Genomic DNA, 23590 nt, shown 5'->3' with positions numbered 1-23590 from the left:
TATTTGTATTAAGGTCGGAACCTTGATTGCTGAAAAATCATATGACCATCCTTCTCATTCATTAGATCTTTTATCGAAAGTTCAGGATTATTATTCATATACTCATATACAATCTGATACCCTAAATACACAGCTGCTCTTCCCGGCGAGTCTTGCCCAAAGTAATAGGTAAACGGACTATCACCTGTATATTTTTGAATAACCATCCTGTCTGTGTTAAACAAATCTTTTCGTTCCACCATGCTTGCCCAAATATCAGCTTCAAATTTTTCGCACCATTTCACTTCCTTTTTCGACATATCAAACAAAAGGTGTTTTTTAATATCTGGAATCATAAGATGAACAAAATACAACACTTTACCCTTCTCAACCATACTACTTATCACATCATTACTCTTCATACGATCTGAAAAAGAAGTCAAGGCCATGGCTTTGATAATATCGGGTACTATTTTATCGCGAACCATTCTTTTTCGAAGATACTGAGGTTCGGCCAACCATTCGTAAAATTCACAATCTTCACCCAGGTATTTCTCAACACTTACCGATATCCATGCAGAATCAACTGCTACAAACTGATTAAACCCTGAAATGTGAAAATACAAATCAGGGATAGACACCTCAGGAAAATAATACTTATAATATTGAAAGGCCTGCTCAGTACCTTTAATAATTTCCTCCACATTAGCATACTGATCCTTACATTTTTCAAAAACATCTTTATTGGCATCATAATCTAAAAACGCTTTTAATCGACCGGAAAATTCAGGATGATCAGGACTACCAATGCCAATTATTTTTTGACAATAAGCATAAAAGTAGCTTCCATATTTGTGTTTTAAATTCTCAGCCTTCTGCTCAATATTCTCGCTGCCATTCTCAAACAAATCCTTAAAAAACAAATGAGAATCAATTTCCACTTCAATATCACTCACATCCGGAGTATCTATACCCCTGCCGCAGGATATCAAAATAAAACCTAAAACTACATAAAACAGGTGTTTTTTGTTGAAAGCTTGCATAATCAATTCTTTTATTTGCTGTAAAAATAAGTAAGTTTGTACAGATTTCAACCAATTAAACATTACACGATGCAAAGAAAGCTTTTAATTCTGGCAGGTTTGCTTATCTGTATATTGACCAACGCCCAAACAGAGAAAAAAACAAGACTCGGTTTTTTATTAAGTCCACAAATATCGTGGATGAGTTCTGATGAGAGTGCCGTTAGCTCAAACGGAAGCTTGTTTGGATACAATTTTGGTATTTTAATGGATAACTTTTTCGATACCAATTACGCATTTTCAACAGGCTTAACAATTAATACTACAGGAGGAAAGTTAACCTATGACGGAACAGCTGAGCCTGAATTGTATAATGATCTTAACACAACCTACCGATTAAAGTATATTGAAGTGCCTTTAAGCCTGAAGCTGCTTACCAACGAATTTCACCGTTCGCGTTACTACGGTCAGTTTGGATTGTATACACAATTCAATATAAAAGCTACTGATGGTGACAATAACAGCCTAAGCAAAGATGTGAACTTTTTTGATATGGGCTACCAGCTTGGCGGTGGAATGGAATACTCTTTAGGAGGAAGTACATTTTTAACCATCGGTTTGATATACAGTGGTGGATTTATTGACATTACAAAAGAAATATCTGATTATAATATTGATGACAAAGCCAACCTGAAACGCTTTACTTTTCAGTTTGGAGTAATTTTTTAATTCAAGATAAAAGAGATTTAGGGAATGAAGGTTGTATTGGCCCAGTTGAATTATCACATTGGAAATTTTGAATCCAATTCAGGAAAGATTATTAAGACTATAGAGCAAGCTAAAGAAAACGGAGCAGAATTAGTTGTATTTTCTGAGCTGGCTGTTTGTGGTTATCCATCATATGACTTTTTAGAAAGAAAAGAATTTATTGAAAAATGTAACGAAGCGATAAATAAGATTGCTAGTAGTTGCGTGGGTATAACTGCCATAGTGGGTGCTCCGGAAATCAATCCCGAACCTCTTGGCAAGAATTTATACAATGCAGCATACATTTTAAGCGATGGTGGCATTCAGCAAATTGTGCGTAAAACACTATTGCCCAATTACGACGTTTTTGATGAATACCGTTATTTTGAGCCAAACAAACAGTTTAAAATTGCTAACATAAACGGCAAAAAAGTAGCTGTTACCATTTGTGAAGATATCTGGGATGACCAACCCGTTGCCAATGCATTTGCCCGAGATAAATTGTATACCATTTCACCAATGGACGAGTTAAATAAGCAAAAACCTGATTTTGCGGTTAACATTGCGGCATCTCCATTTTCATATACTCAGGTAGATGTTCGCCAAAACATTGTGCGAAATAAGGCAAAGAACTTTCAAATACCATTCATTTATGTCAATCAGGTTGGAGCCAATACCGAACTCATTTTTGATGGTAACAGCATGGCTGTAAATTCAAAAGGCGAAATAATCGGATCTACTCAAACTTTTGAAGAAGATATAATTGAAGTTGACATTGACACCATAGACAAGGCGGCTACTCAGTCTCAAACCAGCAAAGAAACCATTGGTTTAATTCATGATGCATTGATTTGTGGTATTCGCGATTATTTTGCAAAAATGGGCTTTACCAAAGCTACTCTCGGACTATCGGGTGGTATTGACTCTGCCGTGACCGTAGCTCTTGCCGAGAAAGCATTAGGTAAGGAAAATATTCGGGTACTATTACTGCCTTCTCAATATTCATCGGAACATTCAATAAAAGACGCTGTTGATTTAGCCAATAATCTTGATATTGAGTATAATATTGTACCGATAAAAGAGATCTTTAACACCTACAACTTTATAATGGGGCCTTTATTTGAAGGTAAAAATGAAGATGTTACTGAAGAAAATATGCAAGCCAGGATTCGCGGCACTTTATTGATGGCATTATCCAATAAATTCGGACACATCTTACTAAACACTTCTAATAAAAGTGAGGCAGCAGTAGGGTATGGCACTTTGTACGGTGATATGAACGGAGGACTTTCGGTATTAGGCGACGTTTATAAAACCGATGTTTTTAAACTGGCAAGATACATCAACCGAGAAACTGAAATCATTCCGGAAAACACCATTGTAAAACCACCTTCAGCTGAATTACGTCCGGATCAAAAAGATTCTGATTCACTACCCGATTATGACGTTTTGGATGCTATCCTATTTAAATACATCGAAAAACATGAATCTCCGGCTGACATTATCAACGATGGTTTTGATGAAGCAACCGTTAAAAAGGCTGTGCGACTGGTAAATATGAATGAATACAAACGTTTTCAAACAGCTCCCACGCTGCGTGTTTCTGGCAAGGCCTTTGGCATGGGACGTAGAATGCCTCTTGTAGCCAAATACTAAAATATGTGATGAACACCTAATTTTATTAATAAATAAGGTGCTCAATCCATTTTTTATTAAATTTGTGTTATATAACACTGTTTTACAACATAAACATGGCGGCGAAAAAAAAGTCGGAGGAAATAATTCCTACTATTAAGGACATTCCTAATCTTTATAACATTCTTAGCGAAGAAGAAAGAAGTTATCTTTTGGATAATCATACAACTTTAGCTTACAAAAAGAATGACATCATATATCGTGAGAGTGATAAACCTACAGGTTTACTTTGTCTTGGATCGGGAAAGGTTAAGATATTTAAAGAAGGTGTTGGGCGTCGTGAGCAAATAGTAAGAATGGCAAGTGCTCCTGATTTTATTGGCTATAGAGCTTTATTTGCTGAAGATTTACACATAGCAGCAGCCGAAGTTATTGAACCCTGCACCATATTTCATATTCCCCGCACTGTAATTTACAAATTGATGCAAACCAATCCAGCTTTATCGATGACATTTATGAAATCGATGGCCAAAGAATTAGGGTTTGCTCGTTATAGGACAGTAACTCTTACTCAAAAACACATTCGTGGACGATTGGCCGAGAGTCTTTGCGTATTAAAAGAGGTATATGGCTATGAAGAAGATGGACAAACGCTAAGTGTTTATTTATCGCGTGAAGATTTAGCCAACTTTTCAAACATGACAACATCCAATGCTATTCGTACCCTTACTACGTTTGTTAATGAGAAAGTCCTGGCCGTTAATGGCAGAGTCATTAAAATATTGGATGAAGATACTTTAGAGAAAATATCTCGACTAGGTTAATAATCACAAGTATTATTCAAGAAAATAAACCCGCTTTACTCTTCGGCTAATACTGGTTAGAATCTCATAAGGGATGGTTTCAAGTTTTTGAGCCATCTCCTCAATGGTATTTTCTTCACCAAATATTTCCACTTCATCACCCTCTGAGACCTTCAGATTTGTAACATCAGCCATGCACATATCCATGCAAATATTACCAATAATGGGAGCTTTTTGATGATTAATAATCAAGTTACCAACTCCATTACTTAACAATCGGTTTAGTCCATCGGCATAACCAACCGGAACAATGGCTATTGTTTTGTCTTCAATGGCAACTCCTTTTCTTCCATAACCAATGGTCTCACTTTTCTTAACCTGCTTCAGCTGCGATACATATGATTTTAATGTGGCAACATTTTTTAATTCCTGATTATTCGATGACACACCATACATTCCAATACCCAATCGAACCATTTCCATTTGCATTTCCGGAAATCGCTCAATACCAGCTGAGTTTAAAATATGGCGAATAAAATTATATCCCAAGCCATTTTTTAATTTGGCACAACAATCGTTAAACACCTGACCTTGTTGTCGCGTAAAATCATCATGTACATCCTCATCACTACCTGCCAAATGAGAGAAAACAGTTGATACCTTAAGCAACGATGTTTGGTTAAGACGAGTAATCAATTTATCCATTTCATCAGGTAAAAATCCCATTCGATTCATACCGGAATCTATCTTAATGTGCACCGAAACATTTTGATTACCCTGCCTTTCTGCTGCATCTAAAAAACTTTCCAGCAAATGAAAACTATAAATTTCAGGTTCCAGATCATATTGAAGCATCAACGGAAAACTACTCAACTCAGGATTCATAACAATGATGGGTAAGTTGATTCCTGCTTCACGCAATTCAATTCCTTCATCGGCAAAGGCAACACCTAAATAATCCACCTTCTGACGCTGAAGCACATTGGCAATTTCGAACGAGCCACTGCCATATGAAAAAGCTTTTACCATAGCCAACATTTTCACTCCGGGAGTTAACATTGAGCGAAATGTTTGGACATTTTGCATCAAGGCATTTAGGTCTATTTCCAGAATTGTTTTATGCCGGCGTTGTTCCAGAAAAGATGATATGTGTTCAAAAGAAAATGATCGAGAACCTTTCAATAATATGGCTTCATCCCTAAAACTATTGATATGAACACTATTTAAGAATTCTTCTGTTGCATGGTATGCATTTACACCCCCCATAGCCTTATATAATTCTGGTCCAATTCCAATGAATCGCCCAATTCCTTTCAGTTCAATTAAGCGTTGAATTTGACCAAACCACTCATCAGAATCCATACCACTTTGGTAAATATCTGAGAGAATTAAGGTTTTACTCAACCCTTTTTTAGCACCTAACTGATCCAGAAAATCGAGAGCTAATTCAAGTGATGTTAAATCGGAATTATAGGCATCATCAATGAGTATGCAATTATTAATGCCTTCTTTTTGCTCCAAACGCATTGCCACAGGTTGAAGGGCTTTTACCGCTTCTTTCACCTGTTTCACATTTATATAAAGATGCATTGCAAGCAAAACGGACACTAACACATTTTCAACCGAAGCCTCATCGTTAAAAGGAATAGTTAAATCAAATTCCTTTTCTTTAAAACTTACTTTTATGATCTTTCCCGAAGCATCTTCTGACTGATGTAAAATTTGTAAGGAAGCATCTGCAGAACTTCCGTAAGTAAGAGTCTTCACGGCTGGTAATTCCTCTTGAACACCTTTATGAATTACTTCATCATCAATATTAAAGAGTAGATATTCTGAATTTTTAAAGAGTTTGAGCTTTTCTTCAAGTTTATGTTGGATTGATTGAAAATTCTCTTGGTGGGCCTGACCAATATTAGTGATAATACCAATCTGAGGATCAATAATCCTCTGCAAGACATCCATCTCTCCAGGCAATGAAATTCCGGCCTCGATAAGAGCAACATCACAATCATCTTCTAACATAAAAACCGACAGAGGGACTCCCAGCTGACTATTGTAACTTCTGGGCGAGCGTCCTACTTTCAATTTTTTATCAAGAATTCGGGCAGCCCACTCCTTAACAATGGTTTTTCCATTACTTCCTGTAATACCTACGACCGGAAAATGAAAGCCTTTCCTCATTTGAGACACAACCTTATGAAGAGCTTGCACTGAATTATCAACAATAATAAATCCTGCCTCTGTAAAACCGCTATAGTCAAATCCTTTTTCAACCAAAAAGGCTCTTACACCCCTGCTATATAAATTTGATATATATGAATGGCCATCATGGTTTGCTCCTTTTACTGCAATAAAAAGAGCCCCATCAGTCAATAATAATTTTCTACTATCAAAAACAATACGCTCAATAGTTGCTTCTGAATTTCCATGTAATTCAGCTTCTGCATATTTGGCAAACTGTTGGAGCGTAATTTGGGCCATATCTATTTTAATTTAGCATAACATTTACGGCAAAGAGGTTCATATTCTGCCTTTTCGCCCAACAAAACAAGCTTTTCATTTTCTGATAATCGATGAGAGAAATGAGCAAGATCGCCACATCGCATACAAATGGCGTGAACCTTAGTAACATATTCGGCCGTAGCCAACAAATTCGGCATAGGACCAAAAGGCTTGCCTTTAAAATCCATATCCAAACCAGCCACAATCACTCTGATTCCCTGATTGGCCAGTTTCTCACAAACATCTACCAAACCATTATCAAAAAATTGCGCTTCATCAATACCTACAACGTTTACATTACTACTTAGCAGTAAGATATTACCTGAAGACTCAACCGGAGTTGATGTTATAGCATTAGAATCGTGCGACACAACTTCCGTATCACTATAACGCACATCAACCATGGGTTTAAAAATCTCAACTTTTTGTTTGGCTATCTCAGCCCTTTTCAATCTTCTTAATAATTCTTCGGTTTTACCCGAAAACATTGACCCTACAATCACCTCAATCCAACCTCTTTGCGAGTCTCTATTAGCCTTATTTTCAAGAAACATTTAGTCTACGAAGTTTTTTAAATTGCAATCACTACCTTTGCAAAAGTAAGTAAAATGCTACGTTTTTTACCATGGAAAGAGAAGCACTTATCGACATAATTTTGAACGACCTAAATGAAATGCACACATTAGTGTCTACATTTAAGGGCAAGACTGCTGTTAATCCAGCATTTATCAATCTGGCAAAGACTAAACTGAATAATATCAGCGAAGAACTCTCGTTGCTTGAATCGGTGCAGGAATCAGATCAACCAGTTGAGATACCTACAGAATCGAGCCTAACTTCTTCCGTCAGAACCATTACTCCGGAAAAAGAGGCCGATGAAATTGCCGAATCCTCAGAACAATTTGTAAGTGGTGAAGCTTCTTCAGCAACCACTGATGTTAACGAAGTAATAACTGAAGTGGAAGTTAAAAAGATTGAAGTTGAAAAAAACATTGATCCGAAGAAAGAAGAAAAACCTTCCACCTCGGTACAAGAAAAATCAGAACCTGTAATAGAAGCTGCCCCCGAGGAACAGAATGAGAAACCAGAAGAGAAGAAAAGTTCCGTATTAGGAGAGAAGATGCATTCCGAGACCAAGTCGGTAAATGAGCAAATAGCAGTGAAGAAAGAGGGAAATCATATCTCTCAAATTGGCAAACCGGTTGACGATGTGAGAAAAGCCATTGGAATAAACGATCGTTTTTATTACCAACGAGAGTTGTTTGATGGTAACATGGAAAAACTAAATCAAACACTTGATCAATTAAACACTATGGACTCGTTTGATTCAGCCCGTCAGTTTTTAAAATCAAATTTTAACTGGGATGATGATAACGAAGTAAGCCAATCATTTATTAAGAATATTCAACGCAGATTTATATAAGCTGATATGGGTAAATTATTTGTTGTACCGACTCCCATCGGCAACCTGGAGGATATTACATTACGAGCCATTAAGGTTTTAAAGGAGGTAGATTTTATTTTGGCGGAAGATACCCGAACAACCGGTTTCTTACTAAAGCATCTTGAGGTAAACACCCGAATGATGTCGCACCATAAATTCAACGAACATGCCACGGTTGAAAATGTTGTTAACCGCCTCTTAGCAGGTGAAAATGCAGCTTTGGTATCGGATGCCGGTACACCAGCCATTTCTGATCCAGGTTATTTGGTAGTTCGCAAATGCCTTGATGAAGAAGTTGAAGTTGAATGTTTGCCTGGCGCAACAGCTCTTATTCCGGCAATTGTCAATTCTGGATTACCCAACGATCGCTTTTGTTTTGAAGGTTTCCTGCCTCCTAAAAAAGGAAGGAAAACTCGATTAGAATTGTTGGCGGAGGAAAACAGAACAATGATTTTTTATGAGTCGCCCTATCGGCTGGTAAAAACATTAACACAGTTTGCTGAACACTTTGGAAAAGATAGAAGAGCTTCTGTTTCGAGGGAATTAAGTAAGTTACATGAAGAAAATAAGCCAGGTACGCTGGAAGAACTTATACAATATTTCTCTTCAAAAACCGTTAAAGGAGAAATAGTAATTGTAGTTGAAGGAAACGCACACAAGTAAACACCCACAAAAATTTTACTGTATGAAAAAACTTATTCCTATCGTTCTGATCATACTTACATCAGCTTGTAATATGACTGACTCAAGCGATGTAAAACGCGAAAAAGATTCTTTAATGATGGCTGTAGCGGAGAAAGATCGACAGATGAACAGTTTGGTTACTGCTATGATATCAATTGACGATAACCTACAGCAAATAAAAGAAAAAGAAAATATCATTAGTATGAACGTTGCCAGTGGCGAGGCTTCAGGAAAAGCTCTGGAAGACCGAATCAACAGTGACATTCAGTTGATTTATGATTTAATGCTTCAGAATAAAGAGCAGATTTCAAAACTGGAAAAAGACCTGAAGCAATCAGGAACCAACAATGCAAATCTTAACAAACTGGTTACACGCTTAAATAATCAGTTAAAAGAAAAAACTCTGGAAATTATCAAGCTTAAACAACAACTGGAAAATCAAAGCCTTGAAATAACCGAGTTAAACTTTACTATTGACGGTTTGCAAAGTGTTGTTGACTCATTGGAGAATGTTAGAAATGCTACTCAACAGCAATTAGCAGAAGCTACTGAAGAATTGTATAAAGCCCACTATGTCTTTGGAACTAAAAAGGAACTTTTAGATCAAAAAATTATTGAAAGCAATGGACTATTCAGTAAAAAAACGGTAACAGGTGAAGGTTATGACGAAGATTATTTCACTACCATCGACTATCGTGAGATTGATTCCATTCCTTTATTCCGTCCTAAAGCTAAGATCTTAACTGTGCATCCCGAATCATCTTATACTTTAGAGGAAGTAGAAGAAGGAAGTATAGTACTAAAAATTGCTGATAAAGAAGCATTCTGGAGCAGATCTCGTTATTTAGTTGTACAGGTTAACTAAAAAATACAGGATTCAATTCCAACTGAAAAAGCGATCTCATATGAGGTCGCTTTTTTATTGCTGAAAGCTAAACTATCTTTGTAACAAATTGCGGTTATGGAAAGAAAATACAAACATCTGTTTTTCGATTTAGATCATACTTTATGGGATTTTGAAGCCAACTCGGAAGAAACACTCATCGAGCTTTTCGATTCCTTTCATCTGAATAAATATTTCGATGATTTTAATGATTTTCATGCCCGTTATGAAACACATAATTTGTATTTATGGAGTCAATACAGAAAAGGTAATGTAGATAAGAAAACATTAAATACGCAACGTTTTTATCTGCCATTTTCTGAAGTTGGATTTGATGACATAGCCATTGCACAGGAATTTGCAAAACAATACCTTGCTGTTAGCCCAACTAAAACTAGGCTATTCCCGAATACCATTGAAGTATTGAAGAAACTGCAACCGCATTATCAAATGCATATTATCACCAATGGTTTTCGCGAAGTGCAAAGCAAAAAATTAAAGAATAGTGGTCTGGCACCATTCTTTAAAAATATTTATATCTCGGAGTTGATAGGCGTTCAAAAGCCACATCCTTATTTCTTCGATTATTTTATTAGAAGCTGCAATACAAGTAAAAAAGAAGCACTGGTAATTGGAGATAGCCTCGAAGCAGATATCGAAGGGGCCATAAAAGCTGGAATCGATCAAGTCTTTTTTAATAGCAAACAATTACAACACGAAAAGAACATTACTCATGAAATAAGTGCACTGGATCAGTTGCTACCACTATTATTATAGAACATTCTCAATTACTATTTTTAGGCAAATACAAAATACAATCCTAGCTTTTAATCCATTAGACTAACATGCATCATTTGGCAGTCTCATTTATAAATCTATATTTGCACATATGATTCATTCCATAATGAGTCATCACCAGATTTATTCAACAATTGTATTTTTAGAGCTTAAAATCCCGGGATTTACCGGGATTTTTTTATGCTTTACAATCTTTCTTGTTAGAGTGAAAAACAGCCAATCCGCCAGTTGATGTTTCTTTGTATAAACTTGGTAAGTCGTGCCCCGTTTGTTTCATAGCGCGTACTACTTCATCAAAGGTAATTCGGTGACGTCCATCAGACAATAGAACATAGGTATTATGATTTAACGCGCGCGCTGCGGCAAAAGCATTTCGCTCTATACACGGAATTTGAACCAATCCGGCTATTGGATCACATGTTAAGCCCAAATGATGCTCCAGTCCCATTTCAGCTGAATATTCAATCTGAAAGATACTGCCACCAAACAACTGAGTAGCTGCAGCAGATGCCATTGCACACGCTGTTCCAACTTCGCCCTGGCACCCCACTTCTGCTCCTGAAATAGAAGCATTGTATTTTACCAGATTACCAATTAAACCGGCAGTAGCCAAGGCTCGCAATATTTTCTTCTCAGAAGCATTATAATAGGTTTGAACAAACTTTAAAACAGCTGGCACTACACCACAGGCACCGCATGTTGGAGCCGTAACAATGGTTCCTCCGGATGCATTTTGCTCTGATACAGCCAAAGCGTAAGCAAAAATCATGGATCTACGCTCCATTTTTCCACTAAAGTTTTTAGCCTTGGTGTAATACGATGCTGCTTTTCGTGGAAGCTTCAGTGCTCCTGGCAAAGTTCCTTCTTCATCTAAACCTTTTTCAACAGCTTTTGACATTGCTCTCCATACCTTGCTTAAGTAATCCCAGATTTCCTTTCCTTCAACCTCTTCTACGTACTCCCAAATCTGCAATCCATTATCATCGCAATACTGAAGAATTTCATCCAAAGTGGTTAGTTCGTAAATAGCCTTAGTTTCTTCCTGCTTAAAATCATCTATTACAGTGCCGCCTCCAACACTATATGCAGTCCAGCTATCCAGCTCAACTCCCATATCATTAAAAGCGGTAAACGATAATGCATTCGAATGACGAGGCAGAAAAACATCCGGCCTCCAATTAATCTTTAGCTTCCTCTCTTTAAAAACCTTTTCAATGGCCCAATCAGTCAGGTGACCTCTTCCGGTAGCTGCCAGACTACCAAACAGAGTAACCTCATAGCGAGCCGCATCAGGCTGACGCTTCAAAAACATCTCAGCTGCCTTTTTCGGTCCCATAGTATGACTACTCGAAGGTCCGCTTCCGATTTTATAAATCTCTTTAATCGACTCCATCATGGCTCTTAAAATTTAACCAAAATTAGGAGCAGGTTATTACAAATTATATGCCTTTTGTCAACTTAGGTATGATTTACATTTTTTTAATAGTCCTTAAGAAAAGGAACTAATCTGATACAAAAAAAGGAGTCATACCCTGACTCCTTTTTTTAAATATTTTGTTAAAAACAAATTATGAATCAATTTCTTCATCATATACTTGTTCATCTGTATCTTCATCTTCTTCGATGATTTCTTCTTCAACCACCTGCTCTTCTTCTACTTCTTCGTTACGTTCGATAGGTTTAAGGTGAGCTGGTATTTCGGTGTTCACATCATCATTAAAATAAGGGAAGAAATCCATTATCGGACTTTCAGAAATGGCATTAATATCAAAATCAACAGTCATTCCACCCATTCCTTCATGGATTTTATCGAAAGCATCTTTTACGTTGCTTGCCATAACCAAAATCTGGTTACTTACCTTTTTCTCTTTACCCGATTTTTCATCAACCGAAGCAAACGATATTTTACTCTTAAACCAACGATCTCCATCTTCATTATCAAAAATCTCAGTATAGTTGGCCTTACGAATATTGGTTACAACAAATTCGCCACGAACCATCATCTCCATCTCTTTGTAGATACGAGATTCGGCCTCTGTAAAGGAAACGGCATCGATCAGATAGGTTTCACTCACTTTCTTTTCCTTACCTGACGCCTCATCTATTTTTTCGTACTTTACCTTACACTCAAATAAGTTTTGCATACTTCTTTATTTTTATGGCTACAAATATAAGATTGATACGCAAGTGCAAAAATTAATAAATCAGTCCGTTTTGTAAAAGTTATTAACAGCTCAAGCAAAGTCAATGATACTCTAAAATGCTTCAGAAAAAGTAATATACACCCCGTTTTCACCTTTAGCTATACCATAATCAAACCGAACATTCATACGAGGCTGCAATTCAAATCGAAGGCCCACACCAGCATTGGGTAATAAGCCATTAAACTCTTTTATTTGACCCGATACAGTTCCAGCTCCCAACCATGTAACATAACCCAATCGACTGTTATAGTCTCCTCGTTTATTAATTGTTTTGCGCTTAAACATGTGTCGATACTCTGCCGTTAGACTCCAAGCATTTTTATCTCTAAACCGCCCCAATGTATACCCTCGCATATTAAACGGCCCACCTAACATAGCCATATCCGACCATGGAATTTCATCGCCAAATGAATGGCGAGCTTTTATCATCCAAGCTAATGTACGTCTTTCTCGCTGCACTTTAAAGTATTGTCGATAATCAAACTCAGCCACTCTATAACTCGTGTTTCCACCCAAATATTGTTGAAATAATAACATAGTAGCACTTACAAACACTCCTTCATAAGCATTCTGCACAAAATCTCTTGTATCATATTCTACAGCTATTCCAAAGCCGGTATTACTGATTTCAGTTCCATTGGCCTGCACATATTCATCCTGTTTCATATAATCATTAAGCTCTGAAGCAACAGTTCCATTCATATCTATTACAGCTCCTATGAATAGATCTTTATAGGTGCGAAACATAAACCTTTCATAAAAACGCCAGTACATGCGTTTATACCCTGTTGTTTGATTTGATTTAGGAACATTCAATCCATTTTCATATCCAACTCCCCAATAGTTATCAGGCATATCTCTGTAAATAAACTCACCTAAAGTTCGTAGTCTATCATCAGCAAGGTAAATTACATTCTGGATATTGATTGTTACAGCCCCATTTGAACTATATCCAAGTGAGAAAGGTATTGAAGACCGGTTTAAAAGACTATTTAATTGCTGGGTTTTAAAGGTTATTAAACCTCCGCAAGACAGTAAAAATTCAGTTTCAGGAGTGTAGGAAGGTGCCAGATAAGGCATAATCCTAAAATTTTTGTTTTCGATTTTTGCAAAACGAAGAGAGTCCAGATTATTAATAATCAAACTAGTTGAATCAACCTGACCATGAACAGAAATTAAAACACGCAAAAGCACAATGACTATTATTGTCATTTTCCGCCAACACTTACTCACCTCAATCCTTCTTTGTTATTTTATTATTAGAAGCTACAAATGTACATTTTTATTTTAGCATTATTCACACTGTATAACAATCACTTACGCCATTATTATTAATAATTTTGAATTTTTTTGAAAAAAATTCAAAATAAACGTACGTCCAAAAAGAATTTAGTTTGTCTTATAGATGAATTAATAATTGATTATAGTTATGAATGCAAAAGCGATTAGACGAAATTTGTACAAAGTTTTAAGAAAAACTGGTGTACCTAAGAGTCGAATTAGTGAAGAAGCTAGCTTTCGTGATGAGCTTTTTGTTGATGATTTAGACATGAATTGTTTCCTTTTTTATTTGGAAACGAAATTTGATCTTGATATTAAAAACGACGAAGTAGTGCAATTAACATCTGTAAAATCTACTATTGATTATTTACAGAGACATTGCGCATAGGATTTTTTCAATGACCAATCCCATGAGGTTGCTTTCGGAACAGGCAATAAAACCACTCATTTTATCGTCCCATCAACTTTTTTGAGAGCAACCTTATTTTTCTTTCTCTTGTGTTTTTCTGGCTTTAAATACTTTCTCCAGTTCCTCATCTGGTTTTATAATATTATAATTTTCCCAGAATTTTTCATCTGTTTCTTCAATCTCATCAGCCAAAACATAATTGGGTTTAAATAACTCTGATGCCTTAAAACGCTCTTCCTTATCAAACTCACAATTACTAATTAATAATTCTGATATTCCTACAAATTCTGAATCTATTTTTTGATCCTTATCGTTGATAAATATGGCAATTTCTCCGCCAACCTTATTGAGTATCCACTTATTGTTCAACCTTCTATAATCAATGTAGTATTTTGCCTTCAGAGGTTTAGCTTTAATCCTTCTGGTTGATTTCTTTATTAAGGCTTTTCTACTGTGTCTTAGTGACTTTTTAGTTAATTCAAAATCAACATGTACGATTGCATAAGATTGTGAATGAACCATTATCTTTCCTTGATAGTTTAACTCTCCATCATCGTCAACAGGTGCAAAACCAATCTGATATACCATCTCATCATCCATGTAATTAACACCTTCATAGGTATACCTGTAGGTATTTTGATCTTCCTCTTTGGGTAAAAATTCGAAATATCGGGCTACATCAATTCTTGAGAACTGATAAGGACCTCCTTCGAGTTTGAAATTAATCGATTCCATTGCGTGCAAACCTGAAAGCTTTCTACCTTTTATAAACCTTACCCTTTCAAGACTTAAAAGATTTTTATACGAAGGTTTTTGAATTTGGATAATAGCCTCTGACACTTGCACGAACTTATTATCCTGCTTAATTGATTCTCTGAAAAAACCGGTTAAAATGGTTTGAGTATTGAAATAATTATCTGCTTTATTTTTCTTAATTCCTTCAATTATATCATCTACTTCCTGATATCGAACTTCAATTTCTTTTAGTTTAATATCATGACTTTTCATTCGTACCGTTAACAGACTATCAACTTCATTAACCTTAAACAAACTGTTTAAATACCCTAAATAAGAAAACACCAGTGTGTCGTTAATATATTCCGATGGAACAACGAATTCATATTTGCCATCCATATTAGTTATTGTGCCCAATGCTTTATTCTTTATGGTAACATTAACCATCGGCATTGCTGAACTATCAGCATCATCGCACACTTTTCCTTTGATCCTTAGAAATGGACTTTCTTGCTTTTTATTGGATTCACTTATTACAATTTGGTTGTTACTAAAAGACAATACTAAATTTCTCTCTTTCAGAATTGATTGTAACAAAGCATAAGGATGTATCTGACTCTTGTTTATTGCAATAATACTGTCAACCGGAACAGCTTTTGCATCATAGGAAATTTTAATATTTGTTTGGTTGGATATAGTATCCATTAAAGCTCCGAGAGAAATTTGATTATAATGGAAATTAAATGTTTGTGCATGCAATGATAGAAGTGATCCGAAAATCAACACAAACACACTTATTCTCTTGTTAATGGATATCTTCATTTGTTAGTACTAAGCATTGAAAGAGAAAGGTCCTTTAATGGAACTCCGCATTAAAATACAATTTTCTTCCCAGCTATCTAACAGATTCTATTCGATATTTATCTTCTTCACGACTAGATTGCAGGTTGAATGTTTGACAAACCACTCGCATAACATGCTCTAGGTTATCATGACTAAATTGAGCATTAAGAATTAAACTATCCACCTCAACACTTTCATCCACCTCAATTGTAATATGGTAAACCGATTCTATAATGGCAATTACTTCTCTCAGCGAAACATCTTCAAATTTTATTTCTCGCGTTTTCCAGGCTTTGTAATTAACGTTTACCACTGAAGTTTTCACCAACTCCTTAGATTCTACATCAAAATCCACAGCCTCTCCTTTTTCCAATACAACATGGCTTGTATTATGCCATACTTCCACCTTGCCAGATGACACTGTGACTATTTCGTTGCCATTTTCAACATTTGCTTTTACATTAAAGGATGTTCCTAAAACTTTAATCCGAAGATTATTGGTTTCTATAACAAAGGGTTGATTCTCATTTCGGGCAACATCAAAAAATGCTTCCCCCAGAAGTTCTACCTTTCTTGTTTCAGCATCAAAAACATTGGGATACTTAAGTGCACTACCTATATTTAAATCCACTTTTGTTCCATCTGTAAGTTGAATGTGTGTTACTTCATTTTGAGCAATAACACTGGTAAATTTGTCATCCGAAACCAAGTTCTTAATCAGTACATATGCACCTAAAGCAATAACTACAGTAGCTGCTACTAACATACCTTTTTTCCAACCGTTCATTAAACGGTACCTCTGCTTGTGATGTATATCATTCTGAACTTTCGACCACGCTTTATTGGTATCAATTGTTTTTAATTCCTGCGCATACTTGGCATCACCCCATAGCTCACCTAGCTGTCCCAGCAAGTCATTATCAGCTGATAATTCATTATTCAGCCTATCATGCTCATTCTGACTTAACTCACCAGCTATATCCTTAGCTATTAAATCCCAATCGATACTATGTGATCTTTTCTGTTTCATCATTCAACTTAAGGACATTTCACACTTTATTTACCCTTATTATTAATCACAAAAATAAACCTAGCAACTGCCTTTTTAATGGCTGAAGCTTTTCTCGCAAAAACTTAAGTGACTTACCCATTTGCACTTCCACAGTTTTTGGCGAAATATTCAGTTTATCAGCAATCTCTCTATATTTTAAACCGTCCATCCTACTCATACGAAAAATACGTTTCCGCTGAGCCGGCAACTGGTCAATCACCTCATTAATTTTATTTAAATAAATTTCATCGTTATAATGAGGTAATTCTTCTATTGGAGTCGTTTCGTTTGATTTTTCAAACTCTCTAACCACTTTTTGATGCTTCAATTCGTTGTTACATTTATTTCGAACAGCCACCACCAAAAAACCCTTTAATGATCGAATGGACATATCTTCACGCTTCATCCACATATTAACAAATACATCTTGCACCAAGCTTTCAGACAAATCCCGATCATTTAAATATTTTTGCGCAAATAAAACCAAGTGGGGGTAATAGCTTTTAAATAAATATTCAAAAGCTTTCTCATCTCCTTCTTTAATACTATTCAAAAGAGATTGCTCATTAACATCTAAATCATAAGATGTACCCATTTACTTCGGTTTTATCAAGGACAATTTAAGAAATAAAAACCCTTACCCGCTATTATTTTTTTTCTAAATTAAATACGGTTACCACAGCAGCGTGGCTCGAAGGGAAACTTACCTGATGGTCATCTAACACATAACTTTCTTCAATATGAATATCTTCGCCAAATGAATAGATAAAGTCTGTACGATTAGGAAAAGCACTTTTAAATTTAGTTGACCAGGTATACCCTTTGTCTACAACTTCATCAGGATGAGAGCTGCGATATGTATCTGTAAACCCAGCCTTTTCAACCTGTTTAGTCACCGGATATTCAACAACAAGCCCCATATGAAGATCTTGATTCCGTTCCGTCCAATCCAGATGTGATCCACTGTTAAAACCTCCACCTAAAATCATGGGAGTATTTTTATTGGTAAACATCAAATGCCTTAATTCACCCAGAATAAAGGTTATTTCTCTTCCTCTGAATTCGTTTTCACGATATATGATTGTATCAACGTCCGCATTTCCACTTTTTATATATGAATCCAGTCGTGGCTCTTCTGTCAATGAGATTGGGCAAGCAAAAACCTTTTGATCAGCACCCAAATCAACTTTTATACAACCAGAATTATGTACTCTAAATACGTTATTTGCCTCTTCCAATGGATATCGGCTAAGCACTCCCAAGTCCTTATTTCTCTGATATAAATAAAACCCAAGACCATCAGCTAAATAAGGCCCCTCACCTGCCATTTCCTGCAACATAATCAAATCGGCTTCTGACGATTGAAGAACATCTAAGATACGCTCCGCCCCTACTCTTTTCCCCTCATGAATTGCTCCTTGCCAGATATTCCATGTCAAAACCTTAAATACATCACCGCTAACAGGTCGTTTAAACTTCTTTTTTTCTTTTAATCTATAGACAGTATGAACTTCTTCTGATTCCAGTGTTCGCGACCAAACAGCTAAATTATCAATCCTACCATTAAAAATATCTATATTCTCAGAAGCTGAAGCAGGACTCACTCCTACACGTAACGGAACTGATTTTATACTGAATGTATTCCCAAACAAAGAGTAAACAGCCACGTTTTCTCCATCATAATACAGGCGAGCTTCTTGCGAGTTTTTATTATAGCTATACGTTAACTGGTGCCAATTACCATCATTTACAGGTTGCCTCAAAGAAGTAGGTTGATACTTCCAGGTTTGTATACTATCACGATAAACCCAGCTCCATGAGCCACAATTTTCAGCTCGTAATTCCCAACCTAGCCATTTACCATCTAAATAGGTTTGTTGCGAAAGGACACTATAACTTTCATTATCATTGCGAGCTTTTTGTATCCAAACAGAAACGGTATATCCATCGTAATCTTCAAACGAAAAGTCATCCTGATAATTAATGATTATGGGTTTTCGATATTTTGCTGAAGCCATTAAATCGAGACAGGTATCTTTTTCTCCATAGTAATAACTTACCATTGCATCCCCCTCAATATCCAGCTTACCCATCCCCTTGTTAACAATTTCGTTATTGAAATCAAATTGCATAAGAGGTTTCCCGGGAGAACGAAGAGCATCTTCACACGAGATAAGAATAAGTGAAAAGAGAAAAATACTTAGAATCCTCATTTAGTTAGAATTTTGTTTATCTACCCCCTCAATATCCACTTCTTTGTTTATACTTAATTCCTTTAAAATTGTTTCCAACTCTTTTGTCATAGCAATAAAGCCTTCACTAAATGACGGACTATCTTCTTTAAAATATTTTTCAACCTTTATAGCCATTTCATATAACTTAGGTGCAGAAATAGTACCGGAAATTCCTTTGAACGAATGCAACATACGCTCTGCAGCCTCTCTATCCTTAACTTTTAATTCATTAAATTCCTTTACAAAATTGAGATGATCGAAATAAAAACGCTGCAATAGTCGCTTGAAGAAATCCCATCTATTCGCAAATCGTTTCACTCCTTCTTCCACATTTATCCCTTCAATAGGAGGATAGGTATTAACTTCAGGTAAATTCTCTGCAATTTGATTTTCCGATTGGTCAATCACTTTTACAGGTCTCCTCTTGGATTGCATAATACCTCTTTGCTTGTTAACCCATTTTAGAACCTTATTATAGACCTGTTCCGGATCGATAGGCTTAGAAATCATATCCACCATTCCGGCTTTCAGGTATTTTTCTTTAGCTCCATCAATGGCGTCAGCCGTCATGGCAACAATATGCATTTCTTTAAAACCCGAAGATTGCAAAATTTCTTTGGTAGCGTCAAAGCCATCCATCACAGGCATTTGAATATCCATTAGAATAAGATCGTAATAATTTGGACCTCTTTTCTTTAATAGAGTAACTGCCTCTTTACCATTGGAGGCCACTTCCACACTAACATTAGCAAGCTCCAACAACTCAATGCCAATCATCTGATTAGCTTCATTATCTTCCACCAAAAGTACCAATACATCCTTCAACTTTTTCAGTTCCTTAAGGTACAAATCCGGTTCTTTCTTACGCCATGAAACAGTTGATTTTTCCTTTCCTAAGGCTTCCATACAACCATCGTAAATAGTAGAGTAATTGACAGGTTTTACTACCGACCACACCTTAGGATTTGATTCAATAAAATTAAGGAGAATTGGATCCTGATTAAAAGCTGGTATAAGAATGATTAAAGGAATTGAATTTTTATTATGCTTTTTTAGTTCAAAAGCAGCATCTACATTATTCTCTCTCTGCAATTCCCAATCCATTATAATCAAGTCAAAGACTTTTTTCTGATTACTTTCAACCAACTTCACCATTGCTTTTTCTAAACTACCCACCATGGTTACTTTAAAACCAAGCAGCTCAAGCATGTCTTTATGAATATGGGAGGTAACTGGATGAGATATTATCAACAATATTTCAATTCCCTCCAGGTCTTTAGGTGGAATTAGAAGATCGCGTTTTTGAACTTTATTTTTACCAACCTTAACAGTAAAGAAGAAGGAACTTCCCATTCCATATTCGCTTTCAACCCAAATACGTCCTCCCATTAAACCTGTAAGTCGCTTACAAATTGCCAAACCAAGTCCGGTTCCACCATATTTTCGGGTGGTTGAAACATCGGCCTGCGAGAATGATTCAAATAAATATTGTTGCAGATCGGGCTTAATACCAATACCTGAGTCTTTTACCTCAAACAATAATTCAACATCATTATCGTCTTCCTGCAATACTAATACACTCGTAACCACTTCTCCTTCATTGGTAAATTTAATGGCATTATTTACCAGATTGATAAGTATTTGAGATAGTCGTAAAGGATCGCCCACCAAATTAAGTGGAACATCGGCATCCAGAGCGTAAATAAATTCAAGCCCTTTTTCGTGAGCTTTGTAACTCACCATATTACTTAAATCATCAAATACCTGTTCAAGATCAAAATCGATATTTTCTAAAATAAGCTTGCCAGCCTCAATCTTTGAGAAGTCAAGTATATCGTTAATAATTCCCAGGAGGGACTTAGAACTTGCCTGAATTTTATGCAAATAATCGCTATGAGAATGAGCTGCTTCTTTCTCAATAGCAAGATGAGTCCATCCAACAATAGCATTCATTGGAGTGCGAATCTCGTGACTCATCCTCGCCAGAAAATCACTTTTTGCCTGGGTAGCTGCTTCAGCTGCATCTTTTGCTTCTTTAAGCAGCACCGAATCACGCTCTTTTGCAATGGCAATACCAAGAGTAACCGTATAAGCTCTAAAAATAGCCCTGTTCGATTCAACCCAAGGTAATCCTTTATTAATATTTCCAAAGCCTATAAAACCCCAAAATTCATCTCGGGCAAAAACCGGGACTATAAGTATACTCTGAATATTTAACTTTTCGAAAAGCACCTGCTCCTCTTTTATAAAGTCATCTTTAAATCCGCTGATTTCTTTCTTATCTGCTAATGAATGGTACCATCTGGAGCCTATTTCCTGATAACTTACATTTTGTAATTCCGGCCGTTGAATTGGTTTTATTTGATCTTTCTGCCATTCGTAATGATGCGAAAACCTTGGCTGACCATCTTTCCCAATTGGTTCATTTACAAAAATAAATGAATGATCGACCATGGCACTCTGCGCTACAATACGTAATGATTTCAGAAGAGCTTCTTCAGCCTCCTGATTGGCAATCAACTCCTTAACCGCCTCAGCTACACCTTCCAAAAACCTATCGCGCAACATTACTTCCGAAATGGCTTCTTTTTGGGCTGTCATATCAATCATTACACCCTGCAAGTAATACCCCGAATTTTCAAGTTGCTTAATAGGCATTCCTTTTTCATGAAGCCATCTCTTCTCTCCTTTCACATCTTCAATACGATACTCAATTTCGAAGGACTGATTACGGGCCACTGCCTGCTTGATAGTTTCTAATACTCTTTCTCTATCACCTTCAACTATCATATTGGTGAACGACTGAACCCCATTTAAAAAGTTCTCTTTATCAAAACCGGTTACTTTCGTAAATCCGCTACTTAAGAAAGACATCGAGCGGCTATCGTCCATCGTTCCGGTATAAACAATACCCGGCACATTGGTTACTATATTTCGATAATTCTCACGACTTCTTTCCAGGTCGCGCAAAGCTTCGTTTAACTCAGTAATATCAGTTGATATACTGCAAATTGCAGTTATTTCGCCCTCTGTATTTCTTATTGGGAACTTATTAGACAGAAAATACCTTCTGCCTTTTTTTAATTCCATACCTTCTTCGAAGTGAACAGCAACACCTGATTTTATCACCTGTTCATCAACTTCATTCCAATGCTCAACTACCTCAGCATCAAAAAACTTATCTGCCTGTTTACCGATCACCTCCGATTCGGTCACCCCTACTTCTTCACACCAGTTTTGATTTACCAATGTGTACCTTCCTTCTAAATCTTTTACAAAAATGAGAGCTTTACTGTTATTGATGATATCATCAAGCAAACGACGATTATCTTCAATTGCCCCTTCAATATCTTTCCTTTTTCTTTCATCAGAAGTAATGGTATATATAAAAAATGCCAGTACAAAGCCTGCTCCGAGTATAGCAACAACTACCAATATAATCAGGAAGTTCATACTTAAATCGCCCCACTTAGTTAGTTGCTTACTTTGTAATAGAGATGCTTTTTTAGAGCGTTTCTGCATTTCGCTTCCGGCACTGATTAAACCGCGTTGGGCTGTATTGATGTTTTCACTTAGATTGAGAATTTGTATGGTTGTTTGTTCATAGGCTCTAAAAACATTTCGGAAGTCACTCATAAACTCACGAACCTCTGCATTATTAACAATGTTTTCAATCTCGAATGACTTTTTTAAGGTCCTATCAAAGCGAACATTAAGGGTATCGCGCTCACCGCCTTGAATTAACCTATTCTGTATTCGGGTTTGAATAACCCGGATGGAAATTAAATTTGAATGTATATCATTAAACTCTCGAGTAACACTATTATATTTCTCTGATCCCGGCCGAAACCATTTCCCAATTGTTTCGAATTGATTGATTTCTATTGTTTCAATACTTTTAAATAATGAGTCATTCTGATCATCTGTTGTATCCAACAATTCGTGTAGTGAAACATACAAACTAAAATTCTTATTGAATTCACTTACCAATTCGGCAAAAGGTTCCAACTCACTTTTGGTTTCATCATTTATGTCAGACTGATTAATTTCCTTTAGAAGGTTGGTGATATTACGGGAAATAGTATCAACTCTAATTTTAAGGGAAGAATTACCTGAGATAAGAACTCGCTTTTCATTTAATCTTAAATCGGAAATTTGATCCTGCAAGCGATTCACCACCTCTGTATTAGAAACCACATGCGACAATTGATGAATACCATTGATACTCATAAATGAAACCAGAAAAAGAATCATGATAATGATACCAAAACCAATAATAACTTTTCTTTGAATAGACTTACCTAGTCCTCCTGCTCCCAATTGTCTCATCAAATAT

At 36.2% G+C, this 23590-nt stretch carries 19 protein-coding genes; 8 read left to right on the top strand and 11 right to left on the bottom strand.

Annotation, left to right across the window (positions count from 1 at the left end):
* Nucleotides 1–8: 8 nt before the first annotated feature.
* Nucleotides 9–1022, bottom strand: coding sequence for a gliding motility lipoprotein GldB (gldB, locus tag KEM10_RS06860; RefSeq protein WP_212215199.1), 1014 nt, complete (start codon nucleotides 1020–1022; stop codon nucleotides 9–11).
* Between the two features lie 69 nt (nucleotides 1023–1091).
* Here gldB and KEM10_RS06855 point away from each other — a divergent pair, with 69 nt between their 5' ends.
* The 3 genes from KEM10_RS06855 (at nucleotide 1092) to KEM10_RS06845 (ending at nucleotide 4207) form a co-directional block, all read left to right on the top strand.
* Nucleotides 1092–1730, top strand: coding sequence for a porin family protein (locus KEM10_RS06855; RefSeq protein ID WP_212215197.1), 639 nt, complete (start codon nucleotides 1092–1094; stop codon nucleotides 1728–1730).
* A gap of 24 nt (nucleotides 1731–1754) precedes the next feature.
* Nucleotides 1755–3404 carry an NAD+ synthase gene (locus tag KEM10_RS06850; protein ID WP_212215195.1) on the top strand — a complete coding sequence of 550 codons (1650 nt, stop codon included), beginning with the start codon at nucleotides 1755–1757 and terminating at the stop codon, nucleotides 3402–3404.
* Between the two features lie 95 nt (nucleotides 3405–3499).
* Nucleotides 3500–4207: a Crp/Fnr family transcriptional regulator gene (locus tag KEM10_RS06845; protein ID WP_212215192.1), complete on the top strand. Its 708-nt coding sequence runs from the start codon at nucleotides 3500–3502 to the stop codon at nucleotides 4205–4207.
* Nucleotides 4208–4219: 12 nt separating this feature from the next.
* Here KEM10_RS06845 and KEM10_RS06840 read toward each other — a convergent pair whose 3' ends face one another.
* Nucleotides 4220–6667 (bottom strand): bifunctional UDP-N-acetylmuramoyl-tripeptide:D-alanyl-D-alanine ligase/alanine racemase, encoded by a 2448-nt coding sequence (locus KEM10_RS06840; protein ID WP_212215191.1) that lies wholly within the window; start codon nucleotides 6665–6667, stop codon nucleotides 4220–4222.
* A gap of 2 nt (nucleotides 6668–6669) precedes the next feature.
* Nucleotides 6670–7242: a thymidine kinase gene (locus tag KEM10_RS06835; protein ID WP_212215189.1), complete on the bottom strand. Its 573-nt coding sequence runs from the start codon at nucleotides 7240–7242 to the stop codon at nucleotides 6670–6672.
* Between the two features lie 71 nt (nucleotides 7243–7313).
* Here KEM10_RS06835 and KEM10_RS06830 point away from each other — a divergent pair, with 71 nt between their 5' ends.
* The 4 genes from KEM10_RS06830 (at nucleotide 7314) to KEM10_RS06815 (ending at nucleotide 10476) form a co-directional block, all read left to right on the top strand.
* Nucleotides 7314–8111, top strand: coding sequence for a hypothetical protein (locus KEM10_RS06830; protein WP_212215187.1), 798 nt, complete (start codon nucleotides 7314–7316; stop codon nucleotides 8109–8111).
* A 6-nt stretch (nucleotides 8112–8117) separates the two neighbouring features.
* The gene (gene rsmI, locus KEM10_RS06825; RefSeq protein WP_212215178.1) at nucleotides 8118–8795 is read left to right on the top strand and encodes a 16S rRNA (cytidine(1402)-2'-O)-methyltransferase; all 678 of its coding nucleotides are present in this window, start codon (nucleotides 8118–8120) and stop codon (nucleotides 8793–8795) included.
* Nucleotides 8796–8817: 22 nt separating this feature from the next.
* Nucleotides 8818–9681 carry a Cbp1 family collagen-binding glycoprotein adhesin gene (locus KEM10_RS06820; protein WP_212215176.1) on the top strand — a complete coding sequence of 288 codons (864 nt, stop codon included), beginning with the start codon at nucleotides 8818–8820 and terminating at the stop codon, nucleotides 9679–9681.
* Between the two features lie 96 nt (nucleotides 9682–9777).
* The gene (locus KEM10_RS06815) at nucleotides 9778–10476 is read left to right on the top strand and encodes a YjjG family noncanonical pyrimidine nucleotidase (protein WP_212215174.1); all 699 of its coding nucleotides are present in this window, start codon (nucleotides 9778–9780) and stop codon (nucleotides 10474–10476) included.
* A gap of 199 nt (nucleotides 10477–10675) precedes the next feature.
* Here KEM10_RS06815 and KEM10_RS06810 read toward each other — a convergent pair whose 3' ends face one another.
* From KEM10_RS06810 to KEM10_RS06800, 3 genes are all read right to left on the bottom strand, one after another.
* Complete coding sequence (locus KEM10_RS06810) at nucleotides 10676–11893, bottom strand: L-serine ammonia-lyase (protein ID WP_212215173.1); 1218 nt, start codon at nucleotides 11891–11893, stop codon at nucleotides 10676–10678.
* Nucleotides 11894–12065: 172 nt separating this feature from the next.
* Nucleotides 12066–12641, bottom strand: a complete 576-nt coding sequence (locus tag KEM10_RS06805; RefSeq protein ID WP_212215172.1) for a DUF4494 domain-containing protein — start codon at nucleotides 12639–12641, stop codon at nucleotides 12066–12068.
* A 111-nt stretch (nucleotides 12642–12752) separates the two neighbouring features.
* Nucleotides 12753–13913, bottom strand: coding sequence for a BamA/TamA family outer membrane protein (locus KEM10_RS06800; RefSeq protein ID WP_212215171.1), 1161 nt, complete (start codon nucleotides 13911–13913; stop codon nucleotides 12753–12755).
* Nucleotides 13914–14130: 217 nt separating this feature from the next.
* Here KEM10_RS06800 and KEM10_RS06795 point away from each other — a divergent pair, with 217 nt between their 5' ends.
* A complete protein-coding gene (locus KEM10_RS06795; RefSeq protein WP_212215166.1) occupies nucleotides 14131–14370 on the top strand; it encodes a phosphopantetheine-binding protein in 240 nt (79 codons plus the stop codon).
* Between the two features lie 93 nt (nucleotides 14371–14463).
* On the opposite strand, the gene KEM10_RS06790 is transcribed toward KEM10_RS06795, so the two are convergent.
* The 5 genes from KEM10_RS06790 to KEM10_RS06770 all read right to left on the bottom strand — a co-directional run bounded on the left by KEM10_RS06790 (nucleotide 14464) and on the right by KEM10_RS06770 (nucleotide 23583).
* Complete coding sequence (locus KEM10_RS06790; RefSeq protein ID WP_212215164.1) at nucleotides 14464–15948, bottom strand: carboxypeptidase-like regulatory domain-containing protein; 1485 nt, start codon at nucleotides 15946–15948, stop codon at nucleotides 14464–14466.
* A 73-nt stretch (nucleotides 15949–16021) separates the two neighbouring features.
* A complete protein-coding gene (locus tag KEM10_RS06785) occupies nucleotides 16022–16999 on the bottom strand; it encodes a FecR family protein (protein WP_212215162.1) in 978 nt (325 codons plus the stop codon).
* Between the two features lie 46 nt (nucleotides 17000–17045).
* Nucleotides 17046–17615, bottom strand: a complete 570-nt coding sequence (locus KEM10_RS06780; protein ID WP_212215160.1) for an RNA polymerase sigma-70 factor — start codon at nucleotides 17613–17615, stop codon at nucleotides 17046–17048.
* 52 nt (nucleotides 17616–17667) lie between these two features.
* Nucleotides 17668–19233 carry a LamG-like jellyroll fold domain-containing protein gene (locus KEM10_RS06775; protein WP_212215158.1) on the bottom strand — a complete coding sequence of 522 codons (1566 nt, stop codon included), beginning with the start codon at nucleotides 19231–19233 and terminating at the stop codon, nucleotides 17668–17670.
* A complete protein-coding gene (locus KEM10_RS06770; protein WP_212215148.1) occupies nucleotides 19234–23583 on the bottom strand; it encodes a response regulator in 4350 nt (1449 codons plus the stop codon). It lies immediately after the preceding gene.
* Between the last annotated feature and the right edge of the window lie 7 nt (nucleotides 23584–23590).

The sequence above is a fragment of the Carboxylicivirga linearis genome (assembly GCF_018271995.1).
GTDB classification, from domain to species: Bacteria; Bacteroidota; Bacteroidia; order Bacteroidales; family Marinilabiliaceae; genus Carboxylicivirga; species Carboxylicivirga linearis.
Note: the sequence above shows the minus strand (reverse complement) of the source record. Positions and strands in the feature narration are given on the sequence as shown.